The organism is Pontibacillus marinus BH030004 = DSM 16465 (assembly GCF_000425225.1).
GTDB lineage: Bacteria > Bacillota > Bacilli > Bacillales > BH030062 > Pontibacillus > Pontibacillus marinus.
Genome location: NZ_KE384330.1, coordinates 173,823 through 199,597, shown reverse-complemented (window position 1 = coordinate 199,597; position 25,775 = coordinate 173,823). Strand labels below are relative to the sequence as shown.

19 protein-coding genes are annotated in these 25,775 nt (G+C 41.6%); 12 read left to right on the top strand and 7 right to left on the bottom strand.

The window, feature by feature from the left end:
• Nucleotides 1–497: 497 nt before the first annotated feature.
• From spoVK to mutS, 5 genes are all read right to left on the bottom strand, one after another.
• Nucleotides 498–1,421 (bottom strand): stage V sporulation protein K, encoded by a 924-nt coding sequence (gene spoVK, locus H514_RS0116225; RefSeq protein ID WP_407946872.1) that lies wholly within the window; start codon nt 1,419–1,421, stop codon nt 498–500.
• A gap of 153 nt (nt 1,422–1,574) precedes the next feature.
• On the bottom strand, nt 1,575–1,799 hold the full coding sequence (hfq, locus tag H514_RS0116220; protein WP_027447910.1) for an RNA chaperone Hfq: 225 nt from the start codon (nt 1,797–1,799) through the stop codon (nt 1,575–1,577).
• Nucleotides 1,800–1,844: 45 nt separating this feature from the next.
• Nucleotides 1,845–2,774, bottom strand: a complete 930-nt coding sequence (gene miaA, locus H514_RS0116215) for a tRNA (adenosine(37)-N6)-dimethylallyltransferase MiaA (RefSeq protein WP_027447909.1) — start codon at nt 2,772–2,774, stop codon at nt 1,845–1,847.
• A gap of 122 nt (nt 2,775–2,896) precedes the next feature.
• Nucleotides 2,897–4,747, bottom strand: a complete 1,851-nt coding sequence (mutL, locus tag H514_RS0116210) for a DNA mismatch repair endonuclease MutL (RefSeq protein ID WP_027447908.1) — start codon at nt 4,745–4,747, stop codon at nt 2,897–2,899.
• A 15-nt stretch (nt 4,748–4,762) separates the two neighbouring features.
• Nucleotides 4,763–7,342: a DNA mismatch repair protein MutS gene (gene mutS / locus H514_RS0116205; RefSeq protein ID WP_027447907.1), complete on the bottom strand. Its 2,580-nt coding sequence runs from the start codon at nt 7,340–7,342 to the stop codon at nt 4,763–4,765.
• An 857-nt stretch (nt 7,343–8,199) separates the two neighbouring features.
• Between mutS and H514_RS0116200 the strand changes: the two genes are divergently transcribed.
• From H514_RS0116200 to H514_RS0116190, 3 genes are all read left to right on the top strand, one after another.
• Complete coding sequence (locus H514_RS0116200) at nt 8,200–8,637, top strand: YwiB family protein (RefSeq protein ID WP_036842381.1); 438 nt, start codon at nt 8,200–8,202, stop codon at nt 8,635–8,637.
• Nucleotides 8,634–10,304 carry an arginine--tRNA ligase gene (argS, locus tag H514_RS0116195; RefSeq protein WP_027447905.1) on the top strand — a complete coding sequence of 557 codons (1,671 nt, stop codon included), beginning with the start codon at nt 8,634–8,636 and terminating at the stop codon, nt 10,302–10,304. Before H514_RS0116200 ends, argS begins: the two co-directional genes overlap by 4 nt.
• A 126-nt stretch (nt 10,305–10,430) precedes the next feature.
• Nucleotides 10,431–10,610, top strand: a complete 180-nt coding sequence (locus H514_RS0116190) for a XapX domain-containing protein (protein ID WP_027447904.1) — start codon at nt 10,431–10,433, stop codon at nt 10,608–10,610.
• A 52-nt stretch (nt 10,611–10,662) separates the two neighbouring features.
• Here the strand turns inward: H514_RS0116190 and uvsE are convergent, their stop codons facing one another.
• Both uvsE and cls read right to left on the bottom strand, forming a co-directional pair.
• Entirely contained in the window at nt 10,663–11,616 is a 954-nt protein-coding gene (uvsE, locus tag H514_RS0116185; RefSeq protein ID WP_027447903.1) for a UV DNA damage repair endonuclease UvsE, read from the bottom strand.
• Nucleotides 11,617–11,630: 14 nt separating this feature from the next.
• Entirely contained in the window at nt 11,631–12,824 is a 1,194-nt protein-coding gene (cls, locus tag H514_RS0116180) for a cardiolipin synthase (RefSeq protein WP_027447902.1), read from the bottom strand.
• Nucleotides 12,825–13,062: 238 nt separating this feature from the next.
• On the opposite strand from cls, the gene H514_RS0116175 reads away from it, so the two are divergent.
• The 9 genes from H514_RS0116175 to rpoE all read left to right on the top strand — a co-directional run bounded on the left by H514_RS0116175 (nt 13,063) and on the right by rpoE (nt 25,462).
• Entirely contained in the window at nt 13,063–15,195 is a 2,133-nt protein-coding gene (locus tag H514_RS0116175; protein ID WP_027447901.1) for a heterodisulfide reductase-related iron-sulfur binding cluster, read from the top strand.
• A 169-nt stretch (nt 15,196–15,364) separates the two neighbouring features.
• On the top strand, nt 15,365–16,552 hold the full coding sequence (locus H514_RS0116170; RefSeq protein WP_027447900.1) for an acetyl-CoA C-acetyltransferase: 1,188 nt from the start codon (nt 15,365–15,367) through the stop codon (nt 16,550–16,552).
• An 87-nt stretch (nt 16,553–16,639) separates the two neighbouring features.
• Nucleotides 16,640–17,494 (top strand): 3-hydroxybutyryl-CoA dehydrogenase, encoded by an 855-nt coding sequence (locus H514_RS0116165; protein WP_027447899.1) that lies wholly within the window; start codon nt 16,640–16,642, stop codon nt 17,492–17,494.
• 18 nt (nt 17,495–17,512) lie between these two features.
• A complete protein-coding gene (locus H514_RS0116160; protein ID WP_027447898.1) occupies nt 17,513–18,655 on the top strand; it encodes an acyl-CoA dehydrogenase in 1,143 nt (380 codons plus the stop codon).
• A 12-nt stretch (nt 18,656–18,667) separates the two neighbouring features.
• Nucleotides 18,668–19,810, top strand: a complete 1,143-nt coding sequence (locus H514_RS0116155; RefSeq protein WP_027447897.1) for an acyl-CoA dehydrogenase — start codon at nt 18,668–18,670, stop codon at nt 19,808–19,810.
• Nucleotides 19,811–19,824: 14 nt separating this feature from the next.
• The gene (gene meaB / locus H514_RS0116150; RefSeq protein WP_027447896.1) at nt 19,825–20,763 is read left to right on the top strand and encodes a methylmalonyl Co-A mutase-associated GTPase MeaB; all 939 of its coding nucleotides are present in this window, start codon (nt 19,825–19,827) and stop codon (nt 20,761–20,763) included.
• A gap of 4 nt (nt 20,764–20,767) precedes the next feature.
• Nucleotides 20,768–21,391, top strand: coding sequence for a TetR/AcrR family transcriptional regulator (locus H514_RS0116145; protein WP_154657397.1), 624 nt, complete (start codon nt 20,768–20,770; stop codon nt 21,389–21,391).
• A 29-nt stretch (nt 21,392–21,420) separates the two neighbouring features.
• The gene (gene icmF, locus H514_RS0116140; RefSeq protein ID WP_027447894.1) at nt 21,421–24,663 is read left to right on the top strand and encodes a fused isobutyryl-CoA mutase/GTPase IcmF; all 3,243 of its coding nucleotides are present in this window, start codon (nt 21,421–21,423) and stop codon (nt 24,661–24,663) included.
• Between the two features lie 232 nt (nt 24,664–24,895).
• Nucleotides 24,896–25,462, top strand: a complete 567-nt coding sequence (rpoE, locus tag H514_RS0116135; protein WP_027447893.1) for a DNA-directed RNA polymerase subunit delta — start codon at nt 24,896–24,898, stop codon at nt 25,460–25,462.
• Nucleotides 25,463–25,775 lie beyond the last annotated feature (313 nt).

The following is a 25,775-nucleotide window of genomic DNA, read 5'->3' as shown; positions in this document are numbered from 1 at the left end:
CGTGGTACTTTCACCTAGAAATTTTAACTACGTCGATTTGCTTCTTTGTTAAAATTTCATGTCACAAACGTGTAAAGGAAACACGATGAACAAAGTGAATCGATGTTGACTTATCGTACGGAGAAAGTGATAAGGATAAGGATAAGGAAGATCGGTTAAGTTCGTCACGTCCTGTGACAACACCGACCTGACCTACATCCTGTAGGCCCAAGTTCGTCACGTCCTGTGACAACACCGATCTGACCTACATCCTGTAGACCCAAGTTCGTCACGTCCTGTGACAACACCGATCTGACCTACATCCTGTAGACCCAAGTTCGTCACGTCCTGTGACAACGTCGATCTGACCCACGTCGTGTGGGCCCAAGTCCATTCGTTGCTGGGCGCTGGAGCTAGATGTGGCCACGCTCTCATAAAAAAATTATACACAAGCTAGCAATTTTATGGTTTCCTATAGTAACACAAAAGCGACTCCCACTTATGGAAGCCGCTTCAAGCTACGTATCAAATGTAATATCTCTACTGGTCAATAAAACCAATTCAGAATGGCTAAAGCGATTTTGCTGCATCACACGTATAGCTTGCTTTCGGATGGATTGTTCAATAATGTTCCTAATGTAGCGACCATTTGAAAAGCTCTGTTGCCGGTCTTGTTTCTTTCTCATAAGGTGATTCTTCAACTTCCATTGAGCTTCTTTAGATAGCTCATATTCCCTTTCAGATGCCATTTGAGTTGCAATCGTCATTAATTCATCAATCGAGTAATCTTTAAAGTCCATCATAATTGGAAAACGCGAATGTAGACCTGGATTCAACCGCAAAAATTTATCCATTTCTGCAGGATATCCAGCAAGGATCAGAATAAAGTCGTTGTGATGGTCTTCCATATGCTTTACGAGTGTATCAATGGCTTCTTTCCCAAAATCTTTCTCCCCACCTCGAGCTAGAGAATAGGCTTCATCAATGAATAATACTCCACCCATAGCTTTCTTGATGAGGTCTCGCGTTTTTTGTGCAGTATGACCAATATACTCACCAACTAAATCCGCTCGCTCCGCTTCAATAAAGTGTCCTTTTGATAGAACATTCATATCATAAAAAAGTTGAGAAAGCTTTCTGGCTACAGTTGTTTTACCTGTTCCCGGGTTTCCTTTAAACAGCATATGAAGGACTTGCTTAGATGGCTTTAAACCTGCTTCCTGTCGCTTTTGATTCACATAAATACTTGCATAAATTTCTTTAATGGTATCTTTTAACGAATCCAAACCTATAAAATCTTCAAATTGATTGTCTATGTTCTGAAAAGGGTTTGTTAAGTATGACGTCGACTCGGTTGGTTTCGGCTTCGCTATTGAAGTGTTTCGATCTTGGAACATGACGTTGATTTGCCCATTTTGTTTGTACGTCACTTGAGTATCCACCAAAAATCACCCCTTATTCACCCACATTATACGCAGCTTTAGGGTGATTTGTGACAGATGCCCAAGAAAGAGTCCCATTGCAGCTAGATGCATCTATGAAAAATGACAAAAGAAAAACGGATGCCCACTAGGGACACCCGCCTGTTTCACCTATTACTCTTTATCTAATGTAATCGTTTTTTGTGGAGCAAATGTTGAGATTGCATGCTTATAAATCAGTTGTTGCTTACCGTCAGCTTCTAAAAGAACGGTAAAATTATCGAAAGCTTTAACGACTCCTCGTAATTGGAAACCGTTAAGCAGGAAAACCGTTACTTGAACGTGATCCTTACGTAATTGATTTAAAAAATTGTCCTGGATATTCACTGATTGAGCCATGAAATTTCCTCCTCTTTTTCTGTCTGTGATTATATATTTCGATGTTTAGCTAAGCTTTCCTGCTAAATCATTCAAAATTTCTTCAAACTTTTCTCGTGCTGATTCGACGGTAATCTCATACCAATTAATGTCCAATTTGTTGCGAAAATATGTGTATTGCCTTTTCGCATAACGTCTGGAATTACGTTTCAACAAAAATACAGCATCTTCCAAAGAGCGTTCCCCTTCAAAATATGGAATAAACTCCTTGTAACCAATAGCCTGCATACTTTGACTCTCAGCATAACCCTGGTTATATAAAGCTTGAACTTCTTCTAAAAGCCCTTCATCCATCATCTTGTCAACGCGATGGTTAATACGCTCATAAAGCTTCTCACGCTCCATCTCAAGACCAATAAGGATAGGGTTGTAAGGAGATTCTTGTTTTTGTTTCTCCTGATACTCTGTCATTGTCATTCCAGTTGTTTCATATACCTCTAAAGCTCGAATCACACGTCTTACATTGTTCGGATGAACTTTTTCGGCTTGTTCAGGATCAATAGATTGAAGCTTTTCATAGTAAGGTTGAACTCCCTCTTCTTCAATCTTTTCCTCCAGTGATTGTCGAAAGTTTTCATCTGAGCCTTCATCAGAAAACTGAAAATCATAAAGGACGGACTGTATGTATAATCCTGTACCTCCTACGATGATAGGAAGCTTTCCTTTTGCAGCGATTTCATCTATATAACCTTGGACTTTTTCCTGGAACTCAGCTACAGAAAAACCTTCGTTTGGTTGCTTAATGTCTACCATGTAATGGGGGACACCTTGTTTTTCCTCTTCTGTAACCTTAGCTGTTCCAATGTCCATACTTTTATAGATCTGCATCGAATCGCCACTAATAATTTCACCATTAAATCGCTTGGCCACTTCAACACTTAACTTTGTCTTCCCAACAGCTGTGGGACCGACAATGGCCACTACGTTTTGCTTCATCTCTTTTCCTCACTTTATCTAGACTTCCTTCAAAAATGTAACCTTATTATATAGGGTTTTGAATCGAAATAAAAGTGCAAAACCCTATTGAAAAAGACAGCGCCACACTGACGCTGTCTTACTTACATAACACGTTTAAACATTTTCTCCAATTCATACTCCGAAAAGTGGACGATGATTGGCCTGCCATGAGGGCAAGTGAAAGGATCGGTCGAGAGTCTTAAATCCTTAAGCAACTGATTCATGTCCTCATGATTTAAATGGTGATTCGCTTTTATAGAACGTTTACATGACATTAAAATGGCTGCTTCTTCTCTTAATTTCAAAATATCGACCTTTTGATTTTCAAAAAGCTGTTCTACCATTTCTTCAATCACTTCTTGTTCAAAACCTTTTGGAAACCATTGCGGATGAGAGCGTACAATGTAGGTTTGCTCACCAAAAGCTTCAAAAAATAGTCCAACTTGCTCAAGCTGGTCCTTATGCTCCTCAATAAGAATGGCTTCTTGTTTAGTAAAATCGAACGTTAAAGGTACAAGAAGCTCTTGTACTTCATTTTCAGGTTCGGCTAATTTATCACGGAAGAACTCATATTTGATCCGTTCTTGAGCAGCGTGCTGATCAATGATATACATTCCAGTTTCATTCTGCGCCAAAATATACGTCCCATGTAGCTGACCAATGGGATACATGACTGGAATACGGTCACGAGAATCTTCTTTTGATTCACCACTAGATGTTTCGTCTTCAGTAAAATGAACTTCTTGGCTTTGGACAGCCTGTGCTATAGGGTCTGGTGTATTGTCTCCCTTTATCCAATCTGGTTCGGGCTGTTTTTCCCGCACAACCGGATGTGACATTGATTCTCTCTTTTGTGTAGCCTCAGATGATGCACTGGGTCCATTCGATTGAAATGAAAAAGATTCTTGAACAGACTGATCTTTCTCTTTCGCTTTTTTTGGTTTTTGCTCCACTTCAGGTATTAAGGTCTCTTTTCGAAATGCGTTCGTAACAGCATCACGGACAGCTTCAAATAATTCATTTTCCTTACTGAATCTTACTTCAAGCTTAGCAGGATGGACGTTCACATCGACAAGTATAGGATCCATCTCAATTTGTAGAACAACTAAGGGATACCGTCCTATTGGAAGTAAGGTATGATAACCCTGAAGTACAGCTTTGTTTACAGCGTGGTTCCGAATGTAACGACCATTAATAATCGTAGACATATAGTTTCTTGAAGCACGTGTCACTTCAGGCTTAGCAATGTACCCTTTTATAGTGAAATCTAGCGTTTCATGATGGATGGGCATCATTTTTTTAGCTGTAGACATTCCGTAAATCTGAGCAATTACCTGCAAAATATCTCCACGACCTGATGTTTGGAACAAACGCTTCTCATTGTGCCAACACTCAAAGCGGACCTCAGGGTGAGACATTGCCATACGGTTAAGCACATCTGTAATGTGACCTAGCTCGGTATGAATCGTCTTCATATATTTCAAACGAGCAGGTGTATTAAAGAAAAGCTCTTCGACGGTAATTTCTGACCCTTGTCTTGCATCGCTTTTTTCTTTTTCCTTAACGTTTCCACCTTCAAGGTATAGCTTGGTACCAGCTTCATCTCCTTGTGAGGTTTTTAGCGTTAACCGACTTACTGCAGCAATACTTGCTAGTGCTTCACCACGGAAGCCCAGGGAACGAACACGGAACAAGTCATCCTCATGAGAAATCTTACTTGTCGCATGACGAAGAAAAGCACGTTCACAATCTTCCTCGCTCATGCCTTTCCCATTATCCATAATTTTGATCCGAGAAAGCCCCGCTTCCTCTAGCTCGACTTTTATCCAAGTGCTTCCTGCATCTATACTGTTTTCTACTAATTCTTTTACAACTGAAGACGGACGCTCAACGACCTCACCAGCGGCAATTTTGTTCGCTAGTGCATCAGGCATTTGCTTAATGGTAGGCATCCTTGTCCTCCTCTATTATTTGTTCAATTCTTTTTGCAATTGATAAAGATGGTTCATGGCTTCTATAGGGTTCATCTCTAATAGATTCAAGTTTCCAAGTTTGTTCACAACTTTTTGTTCATTTGATTTCATTGCTTGTGGTTTTTCTGATTGCTTCTCTTCTACAAATAATGAAAGTTGACCATCTTGTTCTGGCTCAACCTCCTTAGCCTTCTCTGTTGAAGAACCTTCAAACTGCTGCAGCAGACTGTTAGCTCGTTGAATAAGTTCAGAGGGAAGTTCAGCTAGCTGTGCTACATGAATCCCATAACTCTCATCTGCAGCCCCGTCTTGAATTTGGTGAAGAAAGACTACGCGTCCTTCATATTCCTCTGCACGAACATGGACGTTTTTCAATTTCGAAAGTGACTGGTCAAGCTCTGTTAACTCATGATAGTGCGTTGAAAATAACGTTTTGGCATGAATGTGCTCATGAATGTGCTCAACAATTGCTTGTGCTAATGCCATCCCGTCATATGTGCTTGTCCCTCGTCCTATTTCATCTAGCAAAATTAAGCTGTTTTCCGTAGCGTTTGTTAACGCATGTTTCGCTTCCATCATTTCTACCATGAATGTACTTTGACCAGATACAAGGTCATCAGCCGCTCCAATTCGAGTGAAAATCTGGTCAAATATTGGAAGATGAGCAGATTCACAAGGTACAAAACAACCAACCTGTGCCATAATCGCTGTTAAAGCCAGCTGACGCATATAGGTACTTTTACCACTCATATTTGGACCTGTAATAAGGAGAATATCGTTATCCTCACCCATTTTCACATCGTTAGGAACAAAAGAGTCGTCTTTCATAACCTGCTCAACTACAGGATGACGTCCTTTATCAATATTAACGGTACGATTGTCAGTAATAGTTGGACGGTAATACTGATTGGTTTCACTGACCGTTGCGAACCCTTGTAGAACATCAATACCACTAATCTGCTCAGCAAGCTCCTGAAGTGGACGGATAAATTGTTTCACACGATCACGTACTTGGATAAACAACTCGTACTCAAGGTCCACACTTTTCTCCTGCGCTTCGAGAATGAGACTCTCTTTTTCTTTTAATTCAGGAGTGATATAACGTTCTGCATTCGTTAAAGTTTGCTTACGTTCGTATCTTCCTTCAGGTAAAAGGTGAAGATTGGCCTTAGTTACCTCAATATAGTAGCCAAATACACGATTATACCCCACCTTAAGTGATTTAATCCCTGTTTCTTGGCGCTCTTTTTGTTCGAGTTCAGCAATCCATTGTTTTCCGTTTTTGGCTGCATCTCGGTAATCATCTAGTTGACCATTAAACCCGTCTTTTATGATGTTCCCTTCTTTAATCGTAATAGGAGCATCATCACTAATGGATTCCTCTAAGAAATCATGAACTTCTTGGAGAGGGTCGATGTTGTCTGCAAGTTTATGAAGCTCTGGTTGTTGAAACGATTGTAAGAGCGTTTTAATCTCAGGTACCTTGGATAAAGATTGCTTTAATTGAATAAGGTCGCGTGCGTTCACATTTCCGTATGCTACTCTTCCAGCTAAACGCTCAAGGTCATACACCGATGTAAGAGCTTCCCTTAACGATTCACGCTCAAAAAATTGTTCGACTAAACCTTCCACCTGGTTGTAGCGTGTTTCTATCATGCTTTTATTTAGAAGCGGACGCTCTAGCCACTTTTTAAGCAGACGTGCCCCCATTGATGTAACAGTCTTATCAAGAACCCACAATAAGCTCCCTTTCTTTCCTTGCTTACGAAGGGTTTCCATTAGTTCAAGGTTGCGCTTGGAATACATATCAAGTGTCATATACTGCTGTAACTCGATGACTTGTACTGGCATCAGGTGGTCCATAGAACGTTTTTGTGTACGTTGAATGTAATGGAATAGTCGGCCGAATCCTGTTTTTAGTTTTTCTACAGGTAAATCTAAAACAAGGTTAAGGTGCTCTTCAGGCATGTCCGATTCTTCTTCAGTTGATAAGGTTATCCCTAAACGTTCAACAAGGGCTGTGCTTTTATCCTCAGCCATATCTGGAGGTACGACAATCTCTTTTACTGGACGATTGTAAAGTTCACTAAGCACATGATCAAATCCATCGTTAATAAGGGCAACACTATTTTCACCTGTTGTTAGGTCATTATAAGCCACGACATAGGTTTGATTGTCAAAAGGTGTAACAGCAGCAAGGAAGTTATTTTCTTCTTCTTGAAGCATTGCTCCTTCCATTACTGTCCCTGGAGTAATCAGTTGAACGACTTCACGTTTCACGACCCCTTTTGTATGTTTAGGATCTTCAACTTGTTCGCAAATCGCGACTTTGAAGCCTTTTTCTATTAAGTTTTTAATATAGTTTTCAGCAGAGTGATAAGGAATACCACACATTGGAATTCGCTCATCTCCACCATCACGACTTGTTAATGTAATTTCAAGTTCTTGAGCTGCTCTTGTAGCATCTTCAAAGAACATTTCATAGAAATCGCCTAAGCGAAAAAATAAAAAAGCATCTTTATGCTGGGCTTTAATTTGTAAATATTGCTGCATCATTGGTGTATGTTTTGCCATCATCTTTCCTCCAACCGATCAAATCTCATATGCCATCCATTATAGCATATAGACTGCTGCCTCTACTAATCTGTGAGAAGTCCATATTCTAGAAAAGTAGGTTGAATTCTGTGAGAGTAAGTTTCATTTTTTATGGTTACTTTTAAATTTACTACATTTCATTAAAGCCCCCTATTGTTGAAGACTTGGATTCGAGATAAAGTGCGTATGGTTCCGTTGCTTTTGTGCAGATCGGCGGGCTGTGGAACGGGTTGCTTTCCTGCGGACGAAGCGCCGAGCCTCCTCATTCGCAAGCTCTCTGCGGGGTCTCGTCACTCCGTTCTTCCGCTGGAGTCAACCCGTTCCACAGCCCACCTTTGCCGAATGATGACTAACGGAACCGCCGTAGTTCTGGTGGACGATGTTCTGATTCCAGGTAGTATATTCCTATCATGGCAAGGGTCTAAGCAACTTCTCTGACTTTAATTTCCAATAAAGATGAGGTGGGGAAAGCCAAATTATGGTCCGTTAGTTTCCATAATCGCGTGGAGGGAAGGAAACGGCAAACTGTCGTGGTAACAAAGGCAAGACGAGACCCCGCAAGGAGCGTAGCGTATGAGGAGGCTCGGCTTGTCTTCCACAACAGGCTTGCCGTTTCACTGACCGCAACAAACTACTCAACAGCAACGGACTCCTCTCAATTTCAAGTCTTCAACAATCCTGCCATATAGCTAAATAACAACATACCGAGTTTTACTTTCTCTCCAATTGGCCAAGCTTTTCCTAATACTGCTATTGAGTTTTTTGATTGGAATTCTTATAATGGTAAAGTTAAGATGAACGTTTGGGAACGATAAATATAAAGAGGTGATCTAATCTTGTCTGAAGAGCGTACACCCGTTCAAGTGCGTCTTGTCACAGAGATTCAAGATCAAGAACAGAAGGATCAGATCGTTGTAGAAGAGCCTGGTGATTACATTCAAAAAGGCAATGCATACATCCTTCGTTTCACAGAAACACACGAAGAAGAACAAATCGATAATCTCGTTACAATACAAGAAGACAAAGTGATCGTACGACGAACAGGTCCGGTCCGTATGAACCAGATCTTTCGTAATAAACAAGTCACAGAAAACGTCTACCATCACCCGTACGGGAATTTTCATATGGAAACCACAACACACACCATTCAGCACCAAGACTCAAATGAAAGCGCAAATGGCAGCCTGCAGATCGACTATGATCTAGTGATGAATGGAGAACAAAAGCAGCGTCACCGTCTTTCGCTGCAGTATAATGAGGAGGACCAAACATGAATATCGTTGAGCAAATGGAACAAACGCTTAAAGATGAAATCGTTCAAGCGGTTTTAAAAGCAGAACTAGCAACAGAGAGTGAGCTTCCACCCGTTGTGTTAGAACAGCCAAAAGATAAAAATCATGGTGACTATGCTACAAATATGGCCATGCAGCTAGCACGTGTTGCCCGCAAGGCACCTCGTCAAATTGCAGAGGATATCATTGAACATTTTGATCAATCCAAAGCATCCATTAAGCAAGTTGAAATCGCAGGACCAGGTTTTATTAACTTCTTCATGGACAACCAATACCTTACAAACCTTGTCCCAACGATCCTTAAAGCTGGTGAAAGCTATGGTGCGAGTCAAGTCGGTAATGGTCATAAGATTCAAGTCGAGTTTGTTTCCGCAAACCCAACTGGTGATCTTCACCTTGGGCATGCTCGTGGTGCCTCTGTAGGAGATTCTCTTTGTAACATCCTTGATAAGGCCGGTTATAATGTAGCAAGAGAATACTACATTAATGATGCTGGTAACCAGATCAACAGCCTAGCCATCTCCGTTGAAGCTCGTTACCTACAAGCTTTAGGTGAAGATATTGAAATGCCAGAAGAGAGTTATCGTGGTAGTGACATCATCGAACTTGGTAACAAGCTAGCTGAAGAATATGGCGATGAGTGGAAAAACAAGTCTCAAGAAGAACGCCTTGATTTCTTCCGTGAATACGGATTGAAATATGAATTGAAAAAGATCGAGGAAGATCTTGCTCAGTATCGTGTTCCATTTGATCACTGGTTCTCTGAAACGTCCCTTTATAAACAAGGTAAGATTGAAGAGACACTTAAAACGCTAAATGAAAAAGGTTTTGTTTATGAACAAGACGGAGCTACATGGTTCCGAACTACTGATTTTGGTGACGATAAAGACCGTGTTCTAGTTAAAAATGATGGTAGTTATACGTATCTAACACCGGATATCGCTTATCACCAAAATAAACTTGAGCGTGGATATGAAACACTGATTAACATTTGGGGAGCAGACCACCATGGCTACATTCCTCGTATGAAAGCAGCGATCCAAGCTCTAGGTAACGACGCAGACACGCTTGAAGTGGAAATTATCCAAATGGTGAACTTATTCCAAAACGGTGAAAAAGTGAAAATGAGTAAGCGTACAGGGAAAGCTGTTACCTTGCGTGAACTAATGGATGAAGTAGGAATTGACGCAATGCGTTACTTCTTCGTTATGCGTTCTAGCGATTCACACTTAGATTTTGATATGGACCTTGCTAAGTCTGAATCGAACGATAACCCAGTCTATTATGTTCAGTATGCGCATGCACGTATTTGCAGCATGCTACGACAAGCTAAGGAGAAAGGCATCGAGACAACGGAAGACTTCGATGCATCACTTCTTACTGCTGAAAAAGAAGAGACACTTCTTAAGCGCCTTGGAGATTTCCCACAGGTTGTAGCTGATGCAGCTCAAAAACGTACACCACATCGTGTAACACAGTACGTTTTTGACTTAGCTTCTGACCTGCATAGCTTCTATAATGCCGAAAAAGTTCTAGACCTTGAGGCACCAGAACGCACAAAAGCTAGAATGGCACTAATGGAAGCCGTTCGTCAGACGCTAGAAAATGCTCTAAAACTTATCGGAGTATCAACACCAGAACGAATGTAGTCCAAAAGAGCGCGACATGGTCGTGCTCTTTTTCCTCTTTTGCTGAAAGCGGACACATATATTTGATGATAATTGAAAAAATGGAGCAACATAAGAGAAAGAATCGACATTAAAGGAGTTAAGCACATGAAAATTGTATTACTATCCCTGGCAACAGGATTTTTAGTAGGCTTTGTTTTCGCTTTATTTAAACTACCAATCCCAGCACCACCAGCACTTGCAGGTGTAATGGGGATCTTCGGGATTTACGGCGGTTTTAAAGCCTATGAAATGGTTCAGCCGATGATTGAATCTTGGTTTAGCTAATAAAAAATATAAAAACCACATGCGTTTCAATCTGAAACGCATGTGGTTTTTTTTAAAACTCCACAATCCCACCTGCCAAACGCTTCACCCCACGCACTGCCGCTAATTCATCCACGAACTTCATCAGCGCGCGATCCTTCTCCTTAGCTTCAATCATCACATCAAGCTCATCAGTAACCTCACGACAAGCCTTCAAAAAAGGCAAAGCAAATTCCAATTCTACAAAATCAGCGTGACTGCGATACTGTTTTTCATTTTTTGGAGAAGAGAGATGAACTTTTGGTGGCCAGCCAGTACGATTCCAAGTAGCAAAAAATCTCTCCAACAAATGTTCATAAGAAACAGAGCTCAAATTCGCCATTTCATGATGATAATCAAACATGACCGGGATATCAGCAAGTTCTGCAACCTCTAAGGTTTCCTCTCCCGTATAGGTTTTGTCATCATTTTCTATGGTCATCTGCGACCGAACTTCATCAGGTATGCGCTGAATATTCTTCTTAAACCGCTCAAGTGCCAAACTCTTATCACCATAAGCTCCACCTATATGTATATTGATATAGCCTTCCTTTTCTAATCCCATGGCTTCAAGCATCTTATAATGAAATTCCATATCTCGAATTGAATTCTCAATGACATGCTCTTTGTCACTGGTGAAAAGGGTGAACTGGCCAGGATGAAAGCTCGTCCTTAAACCAGCATCTCGCACAATTTCACCAAGTTCTTGCCATTCTTCTCGAAAAGGAGTCAAGTAATCCCATTCTACCTCAGGGTGTGTAGCAAGTGGCACGATGGAGGAGGAAAAACGATACAAAGGTATCTCTGCCGCTCGATTTAGCCATAATGCTCGCTTCGTATTGTAAAGATTCGCTCGAGTAACTTCATGTAACTTATCTATTCGTTCTTGCTTCGTCATATTTGAGTATCGTTTAAACGTTAGCGTTTTAGCCGGCCGAGCTTCCCACAAAGTTAAGGCGTGTGAAACGTATCCAAACCGTATTCTCATCAGAGGCATCCTTTCTATAAAAGTGGGCGGAAGAAATAAGCGATTCCTATTCTGACCTTTGTCCCAAAGTTGAAGTGTTGTTCTGCATGGTCTTTAAAATTTTGGCTATCTTGAACATCTCTCAGAAAAGCTAGTCGCAAATCGACTACAAAACGAGGGTTGAAAATTAACGTGTTAACCTCTTTATTTAAAAATAAACTACGACGATCAAAGTTTGCCGTACCAATATCACAAAGTTGTTTATCCACGATAATAACTTTTGCGTGATAAAACCCCATATCAAAAAGGTAAACTTCTCCGCCTGCCTTCGTAAGGCGATCCATGTAGGGGATACCAGCTTCTTTTACAAGTAAGTGATCGGCTTTCATGGGTGCAATAACTTTTATATCCACCCCTCGTTCCAGCGCTCTTAAAAGTGCCTGGAAGAGTCGTTCACTCGGAATAAAGTAAGGAGTTCCAATGAAAATTTCTTCTTTTGCTTCATTAATTAGAGTAAGGAAAGCATCCTCTAACTGTCCTCCATCAGATGCTACAATTTCAATATCTTTATTACCGGTTGTATTGGTGGGTAACTTAGGGTTTGTGTTTTGCTTTGTAGCTAAATACCAATCATCAAAAAACGTAGTCAAGAGGTCGTTAACGACTGGGCCAGTTAGACGGAGATGATAATCGCGCCAATTCCCAAGCTCTGCATCTTTTCCGAGATACTCTTTCCCAACGTTAAACCCACCAATATAGCCGAAATCACCATCAATAACCGTAATTTTACGGTGGTTACGACGTTGACTTCTATAAAATAAATAAGGGAATTTTGGTTTTGCGCAAAAAGAAAATTCAATACCTGATTGCTCCAAATCTTTAATCACTTTTGGCGTGATACGAAAGCTTCCGATTCGATCCAACATAAAACGAACCTTCACGCCCTCTTCAGCTTTTTGCTTTAATAAGCTCATGAGCTCCTGGCTTATGGGATCTGTTTTCACTATAAAGAAGATCATATTGATTTCTTGATTGGCATTACGGATGTCTTCAAACATATGTTTGAACAGAGGGTCCCCTGATGTATAAAGTTCATAATCACCGCTCGTCCTTGAAAAATCAAGGAAGCGTAAGTTTTTTAGGTGGTTCCGCTTTCCTAAAGCAAAATCAATTAATAGTAAAGCTACGATAAAAATAAGTACACTAATAATAATTAGGACGGTTATCATAAATGTTGCCCCTTTCTAACAACGTGAACAAGCCTTGATATGTAAAGCCTTCTCTTACCTTTCCCTCTTTTTTAAAAAAATGAACATAAAATTAAAAGTAGGAAAGTAGTTGACTGAATGCTCATTCATTATTAATATAAAGATATAGAATTCAGAATATTTTTGTTTGCGTAACGATTTTTTTGAAAGCGTTTTATCATTGTAGGTTCACTTAGACTATAAAAAGGGGGGCACATAAATGGATCTACTTATGCTGAACTGGATATTGTTTTTGGCAGTAACAATATACGGATTATTTCTATTTGTTCAGGTTGTTCGCACGCGCATCTCCTACATTAAAATGGGGAAAAAGATTGACTTTGATATGCAATTGAAAGAGCGTGTGAAAGATATTGGGGTCTATGTGTTTGGACAGAAAAAATTATTAAAGGACAAGAAATCAGGCGCTATTCACGTCATGATGTTTTACGGATTTATTTTGGTACAATTTGGCGCAATTGATTTTATCATTAAAGGATTATCGCCTGGCGCACATTTGCCGTTAGGACCATTATATCCTGGGTTTGTATTTTTCCAGGAGCTTGTAACACTAACGATTGTTGTGGCAGTGGTTTGGGCCTTTTACCGTCGTTACATTGAAAAGCTTGTACGCTTGAAGCGAGGCTTAAAAGCGGGACTTGTACTTATCTTTATCGGAACATTGATGGTTTCTGTTCTATTAGGAAATGGAATGGAGCTTATATGGCATAACGAATCTGCAACTTGGACGGAGCCAGTGGCATCGCTTATAGCGCTAGCATTTGGCTGGATTGGAGAAACAGCGGCAGCTGCTATTTTCTTCTTCTCTTGGTGGGTTCACTTGCTGATCTTACTTACATTCCTCGTGTACGTGCCGCAATCCAAGCACGCACACTTGCTTGCTGCACCAGTTAACGTCTTTATGAACCAAGATAAGCGAGTAGGAAAACTTTCAAAAATTGACTTTGATGTTGATGAAGAAGAGGCGGAGGAAGTTTCCTTCGGTGCTGGTAAGATTGAAGACTTTTCTTATTTACAGATGATTGATTTATATGCCTGTGTCGAGTGTGGACGCTGTACCAACGCTTGTCCAGCAACTGGAACAGGGAAGATGCTTTCTCCAATGGATTTAATCATTAAATTGCGTGATCACCTGACTGAAAAAGGAGCAGCGGTTACGGGTAACACGCCTTGGGTTCCGTCATATGCTTTTTCAAATACGAATGGAAATCAGCTAGCACAAATGGCAAAAGCTTCTCAAGGTCAGCAGGAGCAAGCAGCAAGTCTTGAAAATCTAGAACCATCAAGCCTTATTGGTGATGTGATTACAGAAGAAGAAATCTGGGCTTGTACAACGTGTCGTAACTGTGAAGATCAGTGTCCAGTTATGAACGAACACGTAGATAAGATCGTAGACTTACGCCGTTATCTTGTTTTGACAGAAGGTAAAATGGATCAGGATGCGCAACGTGCGATGATGAACATTGAACGCCAGGGTAACCCTTGGGGGCTTTCTAAGAAAGAACGTGAAGACTGGAAGAAATCCAATGAGCAAGTTAAAGTTCCAACGGTTAAAGAACTACAAAAAGAAGGAGAAGAGTTTGAATACCTATTCTGGGTAAGTTCAATGGGATCCTACGATAATCGCTCTCAAAAAATTGCGATGGCATTTGCGAAACTGCTTAACGAAGCTGGCGTGAAGTTTGCGATCCTTGGTAATAAAGAGCGTAACTCAGGTGATACAGCTCGCCGTATGGGAAATGAGTTCTTATTCCAGGAACTTGCTGAGAAGAACATTAAAGAATTTGAAAAGAACGAAATCAAAAAGATCGTTACCATTGATCCTCACGCTTATAACGTCTTTAAAAACGAATATCCTGACTTCGGTTTTGAGGCTGAAGTATATCACCATACAGAATTGCTTCATGAGCTTGTCGAACAAGGTCGTTTGAAGCCGGAACACGCTGTAAACGAAAGAATTACGTATCACGACTCCTGCTACCTTGGACGTTATAACGAGGTTTATGAACCACCTCGTGAGATCATGAAACGTATCCCAGGCCTTGAGGTTGTTGAAATGGAACGTAGTCGTGAAAACGGTATGTGTTGTGGTGCTGGTGGCGGTCTAATGTGGACGGAAGAGAAAACAGGAACACGCATTAACGTAGCTCGTACAGAGCAAGCGTTGAAAACAGAACCGTCCATGATCTCTACAGGTTGCCCATTCTGTTTAACGATGATCAGTGATGGAACGAAAGCGAAAGAAGTAGAAGATGACGTTCAATCCATGGACGTTGCTGAAGTTCTAGCATTGTCGATTTTTGGGAACGAAAAAGAGGAAAAATCGGCTTAATGTCGAATATGTATTGTAGAAGATTAATAGGGTAAGAGTGGCGAGCTTCGGCTTCCTCGTTAAATAGAGGAGGTCGTGGCTTTCCTAATGATTCATTGTCGAGCGAGCGTTCAGTCACTTTTTATGTACGTATTTTTGAAAGCGTTAACAAAAAAGAGGAGGAATCACTATGACTAAAACGGTAATCGTATCAGGAGCTAGAACACCATTTGGAAAATTCGGAGGAAGCATTAGTACATTAACAGCATCTCAATTAGGTGGCATTGCAATTAAAGGGGTGTTAGAACGCGCGAACTTTAATCCAGCTGATGTAGGCGAAGTCATCATGGGGAGTGTTTTACAAGGTGGTCAAGGACAATTGCCATCTCGTCAGGCATCTCGTTATGCGGACTTACCATGGGAAGTTAAAACTGAAACGATTAACAAAGTGTGTGCATCTGGTATGCGAAGCGTTACGCTAGCCGATCAGTTCATTCGCCTTGGAGAAGAGAACGTAATTGTAGCGGGTGGTATGGAAAGCATGAGCAATGCACCATACTTCATGCCGAAAGCTCGTTGGGGATATCGTATGGGCGATCAAAAAGTAAAAGACATGATGGTTCATGATGGTCTTACTTGTTCTTTTGAAGGTGTTCACATGGGGAACTACGGCAACTTAACAGCGAAAGAGTATGAGTTAACACGTGAAGCACAAGACGAGTGGGCATACCGCAGTCATCAACGTGCCGTAGCAGCAATGGAAGAAGGAAAGCTAGCTGAAGAAATCGTTGATGTAGAGGTTCCACAGCGTAAAGGAGATCCAATCGTAGTGAACCAAGATGAAGCACCACGAAAAGATACAACTGTTGAAAGACTAGCAAAATTGAAGCCTGTTTTTGATCCAGAAGGTACGATTACAGCTGGTAACGCACCAGGGGTGAATGATGGGGCAGGCGCGATGCTTCTTATGTCAGATGAATACGCTAGCCAGAATGGATACACACCAATGGCGACAATTCTAGCTCATGATGAAGTAGCCGTTGAAGCAAAAGATTTCCCTCAAACACCAGGTCTCGTTATTAACTCGCTATTGAAGAAGACTGGTAAATCACTTGAAGATGTAGATCTGTTTGAAGTGAACGAAGCGTTTGCTGCAGTATCACTAGCAAGTGGTAAGATTGCAGGTCTAGATCCTGAGAAAGTCAATGTAAATGGTGGAGCTGTTGCACTTGGACACCCAATCGGGGCAAGTGGTTCACGCATCATTTTGACATTAATGTATGAGTTAAAACGTCGAGGCGGCGGTATCGGAATCGCAGCAATCTGTAGTGGTGGCGGTCAGGGTGACGCGGTCATGATTGAGGTTCCGAAGCAATAACGAAAAGCGCAAGCGCCCGTGCTTTAGCGCTGGAGCTAGAAACCTAGACGACGAAGAAAACTTATGAACGGGGAGGACATTTCACATATGAGTATTCAAAACATTATGGTCATTGGAGCAGGACAAATGGGAGCAGGTATTGCTCAAGTATGCGCTCAGTCCGGTTTCCAGGTGAAGCTAAATGACCTTTCACAAGATGCATTAGATAAAGGAATTAAAGGGATTGAAAAACGTTTAGCACGTGCAGTAGAAAAAGGACGAATGTCAGAGCAAGACCAAAACGATACGTTAAATCGTCTATCAACGACAACTTCCCTACAAGATAGCAACGACTGTGACTTAGTCATTGAAGCGGTTGTAGAAAACATGGACGTCAAAACAAAAGTATTTAGTGAGCTGGATCAGCATGCACCAAAGCATGCAATACTAGCATCCAATACATCCTCTTTACCGATTACAGAAATCGCAGCGGTAACAGAACGTGCCGATCAAGTGATTGGTATGCACTTTATGAACCCAGTCCCAGTAATGAAGCTTGTCGAAATCATTCGAGGACTTCAAACAAGCGATGAGACATACAAAGCGATTGAAGACATGACGAAGCAGCTTGATAAAAATCCTGTTGAAGTTAACGACTTCCCTGGATTCGTTTCAAACCGTGTCTTAATGCCGATGATCAATGAAGCGATCTACACGGTATATGAAGGTGTTGCGGAGCCAGAAGCAGTAGATGAAGTGATGAAGCTTGGTATGAACCATCCTATGGGCCCATTAACACTTGCGGACTTTATCGGGCTAGATACGTGCCTATACATTATGGAAGTGCTTCATGATGGATTTGGAGACAGCAAATATCGCCCATGCCCATTACTTCGCCAGTACGTAAAAGCAGGCTGGTTAGGTAAGAAATCAGGCCGTGGTTTTTACAAGTACGAAGGTTAATAGAACGGAGGAACTAGCATGAATCTTACCTTTACTGAAGAACAGAACATGATGAGGAAAATGGTCCGGGATTTTGCCCAGAACGAAGTCGCTCCTGCGGTTGAGAAAATGGATCGTGAGGATGAATTCCCAACCCATCTCGTCAAAAAGATGGGAGAGCTTGGCCTTATGGGGATTCCAATTCCTGAGGAGTACGGCGGAGCTGGGATGGACTTTACATCCTACATCATCGCCATCCATGAGCTTTCCAAGGTGAGTGCATCTGTAGGCGTTATTTTGTCTGTGCATACCTCAGTAGGGACGAACCCGATTTTATATTTTGGTACTGAAGAACAGAAGCAAAAATATATTCCGAAACTAGCATCAGGTGAATATATTGGCGCGTTTGCCTTAACGGAACCTGCGGCAGGATCTGATGCAGGTAGTTTGAAGACAAGAGCTCACAAAGAGGGCGACCATTATATTTTAAATGGTTCCAAAGTATTCATCACAAACGGTGGGGCTGCAGATACGTTTATCGTGTTTGCTCGTACCGACAAAGATGCCGGATCAAAAGGTTTATCCGCATTCATCCTTGAACGCGACACACCTGGATTTGAAATCGGTAAAAAGGAAAAGAAAATGGGCATGAATGGCTCGAGTACCGTTCAGCTTAATTTTGACCAGTGTAAAATCCCGGCTTCTCAATTGCTTGGAGAAGAAGGGGAAGGGTTTAAGATTGCGATGGCCAACTTAGATGTTGGGCGAATCGGAATTGCGGCTCAATCACTTGGTATCGCAGAAGCATCTCTTGAACACGCAGTAGATTATGCGAAAGAACGCGAACAGTTTGGTAAACCAATTGCACAAAACCAAGGAATCTCCTTCAAGCTTGCGGATATGGCAACGGAGGTCGAAGCTTCTAAACTATTAACCTATAATGCGGCTTCACTTAGAGGGCAAGGCATTTCATGTGGTAAAGAAGCATCCATGGCGAAAATGTTCGCATCCAAAACAGCTGTTAAAGCATCGACTGAAGCGATTCAGGTTTATGGAGGATACGGCTTTACTGAAGATTATCCTGTAGAACGCTTCTTCCGTGATGCAAAGGTTTGTGAAATTTACGAAGGTACGAATGAAATCCAACACGTTGTAATAGCGAAACACCTGTTAAAAGGTTAAGGAGGAAGAGACATGAATTTTCAACTAACAGAAGAACAAGAAATGCTACGTAAAATGGTTCGCGACTTTGCGAAAAATGAAGTCGAACCAACTGCAGCAGAGCGTGACGAAGAGGAACGCTTTGACCGTGAGATTTTTGACAAGATGGCTGAGCTCGGTTTAACAGGGATTCCGTGGCCAGAGGAATACAGCGGTATTGGCTCAGACTACGTTAGCTATGTCATAGCTGTTGAGGAGTTATCACGCGTATGTGCTTCTACAGGGGTAACCCTTTCTGCACATATCTCATTATGTAGTTGGCCGATTTTTAAATACGGTAACGAAGAGCAAAAGAAAACCTTCTTAGCTCAACTAGCTTCAGGTGAAAAGCTTGGTGCATTCGCGCTATCTGAACCAGGAGCAGGATCTGACGTATCCTCCATGCGTACCATGGCGAAAGAAGAAGGCGATTCTTATGTACTGAATGGAAGCAAAGTGTGGATTACAAATGGCGGCGTAGGCGACCTGTATGTTGTGTTTGCCAAGACAGATGCAGATGCCAAACATAGAGGAATAAGCGCATTTATCGTTGAAAAAGGAACACCTGGATTCACATTCGGTAAGAAAGAGAAAAAGCTGGGCATTCGTTCATCTCCAACAACGGAGCTTATTTTTGAAGACTGTAAGATTCCGAAAGAAAACATGCTAGGAAAAGAAGGAGAAGGATTCAAGATCGCGATGTCTACACTAGACGGTGGACGTAACGGAATTGCCGCTCAGGCACTTGGTATTGCACAAGGCGCTCTTGATGCTTCGGTTGATTACGCAAAAGAGCGTGAGCAATTCGGAAAGCCAATCGCTCAAAACCAAGGAATCTCCTTCAAGCTTGCGGATATGGCAACTGAAATTGAAGCGTCTCGTCTTTTAACCTATCAAGCAGCATGGTTAGAGTCTGAAGGAAAGTCTTACGGAAAAGCTTCTGCTATGTCGAAATTATACGCAGGTGATGCGGCAATGCGTATTACGACAGAAGCGGTTCAAGTATTCGGGGGCTATGGCTATACAAAAGATTACCCAGTTGAGCGTTATATGCGTGATGCGAAAATCACACAAATCTATGAAGGTACTCAAGAAATTCAGCGTCTCGTAATCGGACGTATGCTTACGAAGGAATAGAAAGGACGAACTCCATGCATAAGCTGGCTGAACGGATTGCAAACAAAGACTTACGAGCTATGGCACGAGCAATCACACTAGTTGAAAACGATGATCCAGAAAAGCTTGATCTATTAAGTGATCTCTTTTCAATTAAAAAGCAAGCCCATTATATCGGAATTACGGGTTCGCCGGGGGCGGGGAAGAGCTCACTAGTTAATCGTCTTCTCACACACCTCAGGTCACAAGGGTTAACCGTTGCTGTCATTGCTGTTGACCCTACCAGTCCGTTCAGTGGTGGAGCGTTATTAGGCGATCGGGTTCGAATGAATGACCACTTTACTGATCCCGGCATCTATATTCGTAGTATGGCTACAAGAGGATCACTCGGTGGTTTGTCTCGAGCAACCAAAGACACGATTCGAATCTGTGATGCCTATGGCTTTGATGTCATATTAGTTGAAACAGTAGGAGTCGGGCAGTCCGAACTCGATATTATGAAAGTCGTGGATACGACTTCTGTTGTGTTAACGCCTAATAGCGGTGATGTTCTCCAAATTTTCAAAGCGGGCATCATGGAAATCGCTGATCTCTTTATCATTAACAAAGCCGACTTACCAGGTGTAAGAAAGCTGAAAACACAGCTGGAAGAATTCATGATGATTTCAGGGGCTCGAGGATGGCAACCTCCTATTGTTGAAACGGTTTCTACAGAAAACAAAGGAATCGAATCGTTGTGGGGTGAACTGAATCTCCATAATCAATACTTATATGAAACAGAACATGGGCATGAACAGCGGAAGCAACAGCTTCAATATGAAGTCTATGATTTAATGCGAGAAGAACTCTGGCAGGATATCTACCAAACCATCGAAAAGGATTCCGGGAAGCAAAAAAGATTAGATGATGCAGATGCTGACCCTTATCAACTAGCCAAAGCATGGCTTGCGGAATGGAAGCAGGGAGGGGGATGAGACGTTGGTTATGAAAAAAGTACCTTCATCGATAAAAGATGAAAGGTTAATCGTGAAACGTCGAGACCAGATGATTAAAGGAGCCGTGGCTTTATTTAAGCAAAAAGGCTTTCATAAAACAACAACACGTGAAATTGCCAAGGCCTCTGGTTTTAGTATAGGTACACTCTACGAATATATTCGAACCAAAGAAGATGTCTTGTTTCTAGTCTGTGATTATATCTATGAAGGCGTTAAAGATGGCATGGAGCAAGCTATTGATACAAATGAAAAGGGCATACCGAGCTTGAAAAAGGCGATTCAATCTTACTTCCGATTAATGGATGATATGCAGGATGAGGTTGTTGTGATGTATCAAGAGGTAAAGTCCCTCTCCAAAGATGCTCAAGATTACGTTTTGAAAAAAGAAATGGATATGCTTCAAATGCTAGAGCTGGTCATAGAAAATAGCCTGCCAACATCGAATTCTAAGGAAGACATCCAACTCATCGCAAACAACATCTTTGTTCAAGGACAAATGTGGGGGTTCCGACGTTGGATGCTCCAAAAACAATTTACGTTAGAACAATACACAGATCGACAAATGCACTTTTTGTTTGAAGGTTTGCAAGTTACGAAAGAAGCATAATTCTATGTGAAGAAAGAGGAGGAACTCGTATGGAACAACCTGAAATGTATAAACCGAAGCATGCTGTACGTTTTGTTACAGCTTCGAGTTTGTTTGATGGTCATGACGCATCGATTAACATTATGCGTCGTATTTTACAGGCGAGTGGAGCAGAGGTTATTCATTTAGGCCATAACCGTTCAGTTGAAGAAGTTGTAAATGCAGCTGTCCATGAAGATGCACAAGGCATCGCAATCTCGTCTTATCAGGGCGGACATGTGGAGTACTTTAAATACATGGTTGATCTTTTGAAGGAAAAAGGTGCTGACCACATCCGTGTATATGGCGGCGGTGGAGGCGTCATTATTCCTCGGGAAATTAAAGAACTTCATGATTACGGTGTCTCTCGTATTTTCTCTCCGGAAGACGGACGCAACTGGGGTCTTCAAGGCATGATCAACCGCATGCTAGAAGAGTGTGATTTTCAGACACCTATTAATCTAGATGAAGACTTAAAGAAGTTACAAGCAGGAGAACCGCAAGCCATTGCACGTTTTATCTCCTGTGTCGAAAACACGTCAAAAGAAGAACAGAATGCAGCAGCAGCTGTTGAACAGGTTCTAGAAAAGCAGCATAAAACGATTCCTGTGCTTGGAATCACTGGTACAGGTGGAGCGGGGAAAAGCTCCTTAACAGACGAATTAATTCGTAGGTTCTTGAACGAAGTGCCAGATAAGAAGATTGCGATTCTTTCCGTCGATCCAACGAAAAAGAAAACAGGCGGGGCTCTTTTAGGAGACCGTATTCGTATGAATGCCATTTTCTCTGATCGCGTATATATGCGTTCACTAGCAACGCGTGATTCTCGTAGTGAGTTATCCAAATCCATTCAGGAAGCAATTGATGTTGTTAAAGCTTCAGGTTTTGACTTCATTATCGTTGAAACAAGCGGAATTGGTCAGGGCGATGCTGCCATTACAGACGTTACGGACTTGTCAATGTATGTCATGACAGCAGAATTTGGAGCACCAACGCAGCTTGAAAAGATCGATATGATTGACTTTGCTGACTTTATTGTCATTAATAAGTTCGAACAAAAAGGATCAGCAGATGCACTACGCCAGGTACGTAAACAGTTTGAGCGCAGTCATATGAAGTTCCACGAGGAACACAGCACGTTCCCTGTTTTCGGTACGATTGCAAGTCAGTTTAACGACCCAGGGACGAACACATTATTTGCAGCTTTAATTGATAAGCTGAATGAAGCGTATTCTTGGGATGAGTCTACACCTTTTGAACGTGTGACAGATGTTGAGAAGCAAGATCTCATTATCCCACCAGATCGTCGCCAGTATTTGCGTGACATGGTTCAAACTGTGCGTAATTATCATGATAAAGCGCATGAACAAAGTGAACTAGCGCGTAAATGGTTCCAACTTCGAGGGAGTGCAGATCTAATAGAAAATCAAGAGGCACAACAAGCGGTTGATGAACTAGCGAAGACATACGAAGAAAAACTTGAACCAGAAGCGAAGAAAGCACTTGAAAATTGGGATGATACAAAAGAACGTTACGCTCAGGATCAAATGACGTTCAAGATCCGTGATAAAGAAATTACGATGGACTTAAATACGGAGACGTTATCCGGCTTAAAGATTCCGAAGGTTGCTTTACCTCACTATAAAGACTGGGGTGACAGACTCCTTTGGTTAATGAAAGAAAACGTACCAGGAGCCTTCCCATTCACTGCAGGAGTGTTCCCGTTCAAACGTAAAGGAGAAGATCCAACACGTCAGTTTGCTGGGGAAGGAACACCAGAACGTACGAATCGTCGCTTCCACTATCTTTCAGAAGGTGAGCCCGCTAAGCGTCTAAGTACAGCGTTTGACTCGGTTACCTTATATGGTGAAGATCCAGATGAGCGTCCTGACATTTACGGTAAAGTAGGAGAAAGTGGCGTATCGATCTGTACATTAGATGACATGAAGAAACTATACGATGGATTTGACTTATGTAACCCAACAACATCCGTATCGATGACCATTAATGGACCAGCTCCAATTATTCTAGCCATGTTCTTTAACACAGCGATCGATCAGCAGCTTGAGCGCTTTAAAGAGCGTGAAGGTCGCGAACCAAGTGCTGAAGAGCATCAGCAAATTAAAGAAGAAACGATTTCTGTTGTGCGCGGTACAGTTCAGGCAGATATTTTGAAAGAAGACCAGGGGCAAAACACTTGTATCTTCTCGACTGAATTTGCCCTTCGTATGATGGGAGATATTCAACAATACTTTATCGACCATGAAGTACGAAACTACTATTCTGTTTCGATTTCTGGATATCATATTGCTGAAGCAGGTGCGAACCCAATTACGCAACTTGCATTCACGCTTGCAAATGGTCTTACGTATGTCGAGTACTATCTAAGTCGTGGTATGGATATTGATAAGTTTGCACCGAACCTTTCCTTCTTCTTCTCGAACGGATTGGATCCAGAATACACTGTAATGGGCCGTGTAGCACGTAGAATTTGGGCGATCATAATGCGTGATAAGTACGGTGCGAATGAACGAAGTCAGAAATTGAAGTACCACATTCAAACGTCTGGACGTTCTTTACACGCTCAAGAAATTAACTTTAACGACATCCGTACAACACTTCAGGCGCTCATTGCGATTCAGGATAACTGTAACTCCTTACACACGAATTCTTACGATGAAGCAATCACGACGCCAACGGAAGAATCTGTACGTCGCGCGATGGCGATCCAAATGATCATTAACAAAGAGTTTGGCTTAACGAAAAACGAAAACTCTCTACAAGGATCTTTTGTAGTAGAAGAATTAACGGATCTTGTAGAAGAAGCGGTTTTACAAGAGTTTGAACGCATCAATGACCGTGGCGGCGTATTAGGCGCTATGGAACGTCAATATCAGCGTGGTAAGATCCAGGAAGAATCCTTATACTATGAAGGCAAGAAACACAGTGGAGAACTTCCGATTGTTGGGGTAAACACGTATCTAAATCCAAACCCACAATCAGAAGATGACATTAACTCTATGGAACTTGCCCGTGCATCCAAAGAAGAAAAAATGCACCAAATCAATGAACTTCGTCACTTTAAGGAAAAGCATGCAAACGCAACAGATGAAGGCTTGCAGCGCTTAAAAGAAGTAGCGAAAAACGGCGGCAACGTTTTCGAAGAGTTAATGGAAACCGTAAAAGTAGCCAGCCTAGGCCAAATCACCAATGCATTATATGAAGTTGGTGGACAGTACCGTAGGAATATGTAAAGGAAAAAACACATGTGGTTTCACATTAGAAATCACATGTGTTTTTGATATTTGGGTTTAAAAGATAGTTTAAAAGTCAGAAAACTAGAGAGAAATCAAATTTTCTTGCCTTACTCCTAGCATAAACAATACTCATTTGTTTATAATGTATGGTATGGTTGAAACAACGCTTCATAGAATTTATACTTATTAGTTATGATAAAGAATTTTTGATATAAAGGGAGTGCTGGCCGTGAGCTTTAAAAACTATAGCCACGATGAGATTGCTGAAATGTCAATGATTGAAATCGCCCATGAAATACTAACAGACGAAAAACAAGCGCTAGATTTCAATGAACTTTTTGATAAAGTAGCAAGCATTAAAGGCTTCACAAAAGAACAAAAGAAACATTGGATTGCGCAATTGTTCACAGATCTAAATGTTGATGGACGTTTCTTAACGATTGGATCAAATATGTGGGGATTAAAACGCTGGTACCCAGTAGAGCAAGCAGAAGAAGAAATCCAAGCACCTGTGAAAAAGAAAAAGAAAAAAGCACCAGCTAAGAGTAAGAAGAAGAAGAAGGAAGAGGAAGAAGAGTCTGATATTGAAGAAGAAGAAATTGAAGACGACCTTGACCTTGATGATGAAGAACTTGATCTAGACGAAGATGGCGAAGAAAATAGCGGCTTAGATGAAGACTTCGATCTTTCTGAAGACGATGATGACTATTCTGAAACAGAAGCTAATGACGAAAGTCTCAACGAAATTCCTGAAGACGATGATGAAGAAGAGGAAGAAGAAGACGACAAGCTATAATCGTCTTGACTTTGTTAGATGATATCAGTATTATATGATTTGGGCTCTTTAAAATAAGATTCGACATTCCAAGCGCTCCCGTTACTTTAAACGGGAGCGCTTTTCTTATTTATAAGGAAGTATAAGTTGCAGCGCTTAGTTGTCTAGCTCCAGAGCCCAGCAACGAAGGGACTTGGGCCCACACGACGTGGGTCAGATCGACGTTGTCACAGGACGTGACGAACTTAGTCGATCATACTTTCTCCGTACGATAAGTCAACATCGATTCACTATGTTCATCGTGTTTCCTTTATCGTACTACGGGCTCAGTCCA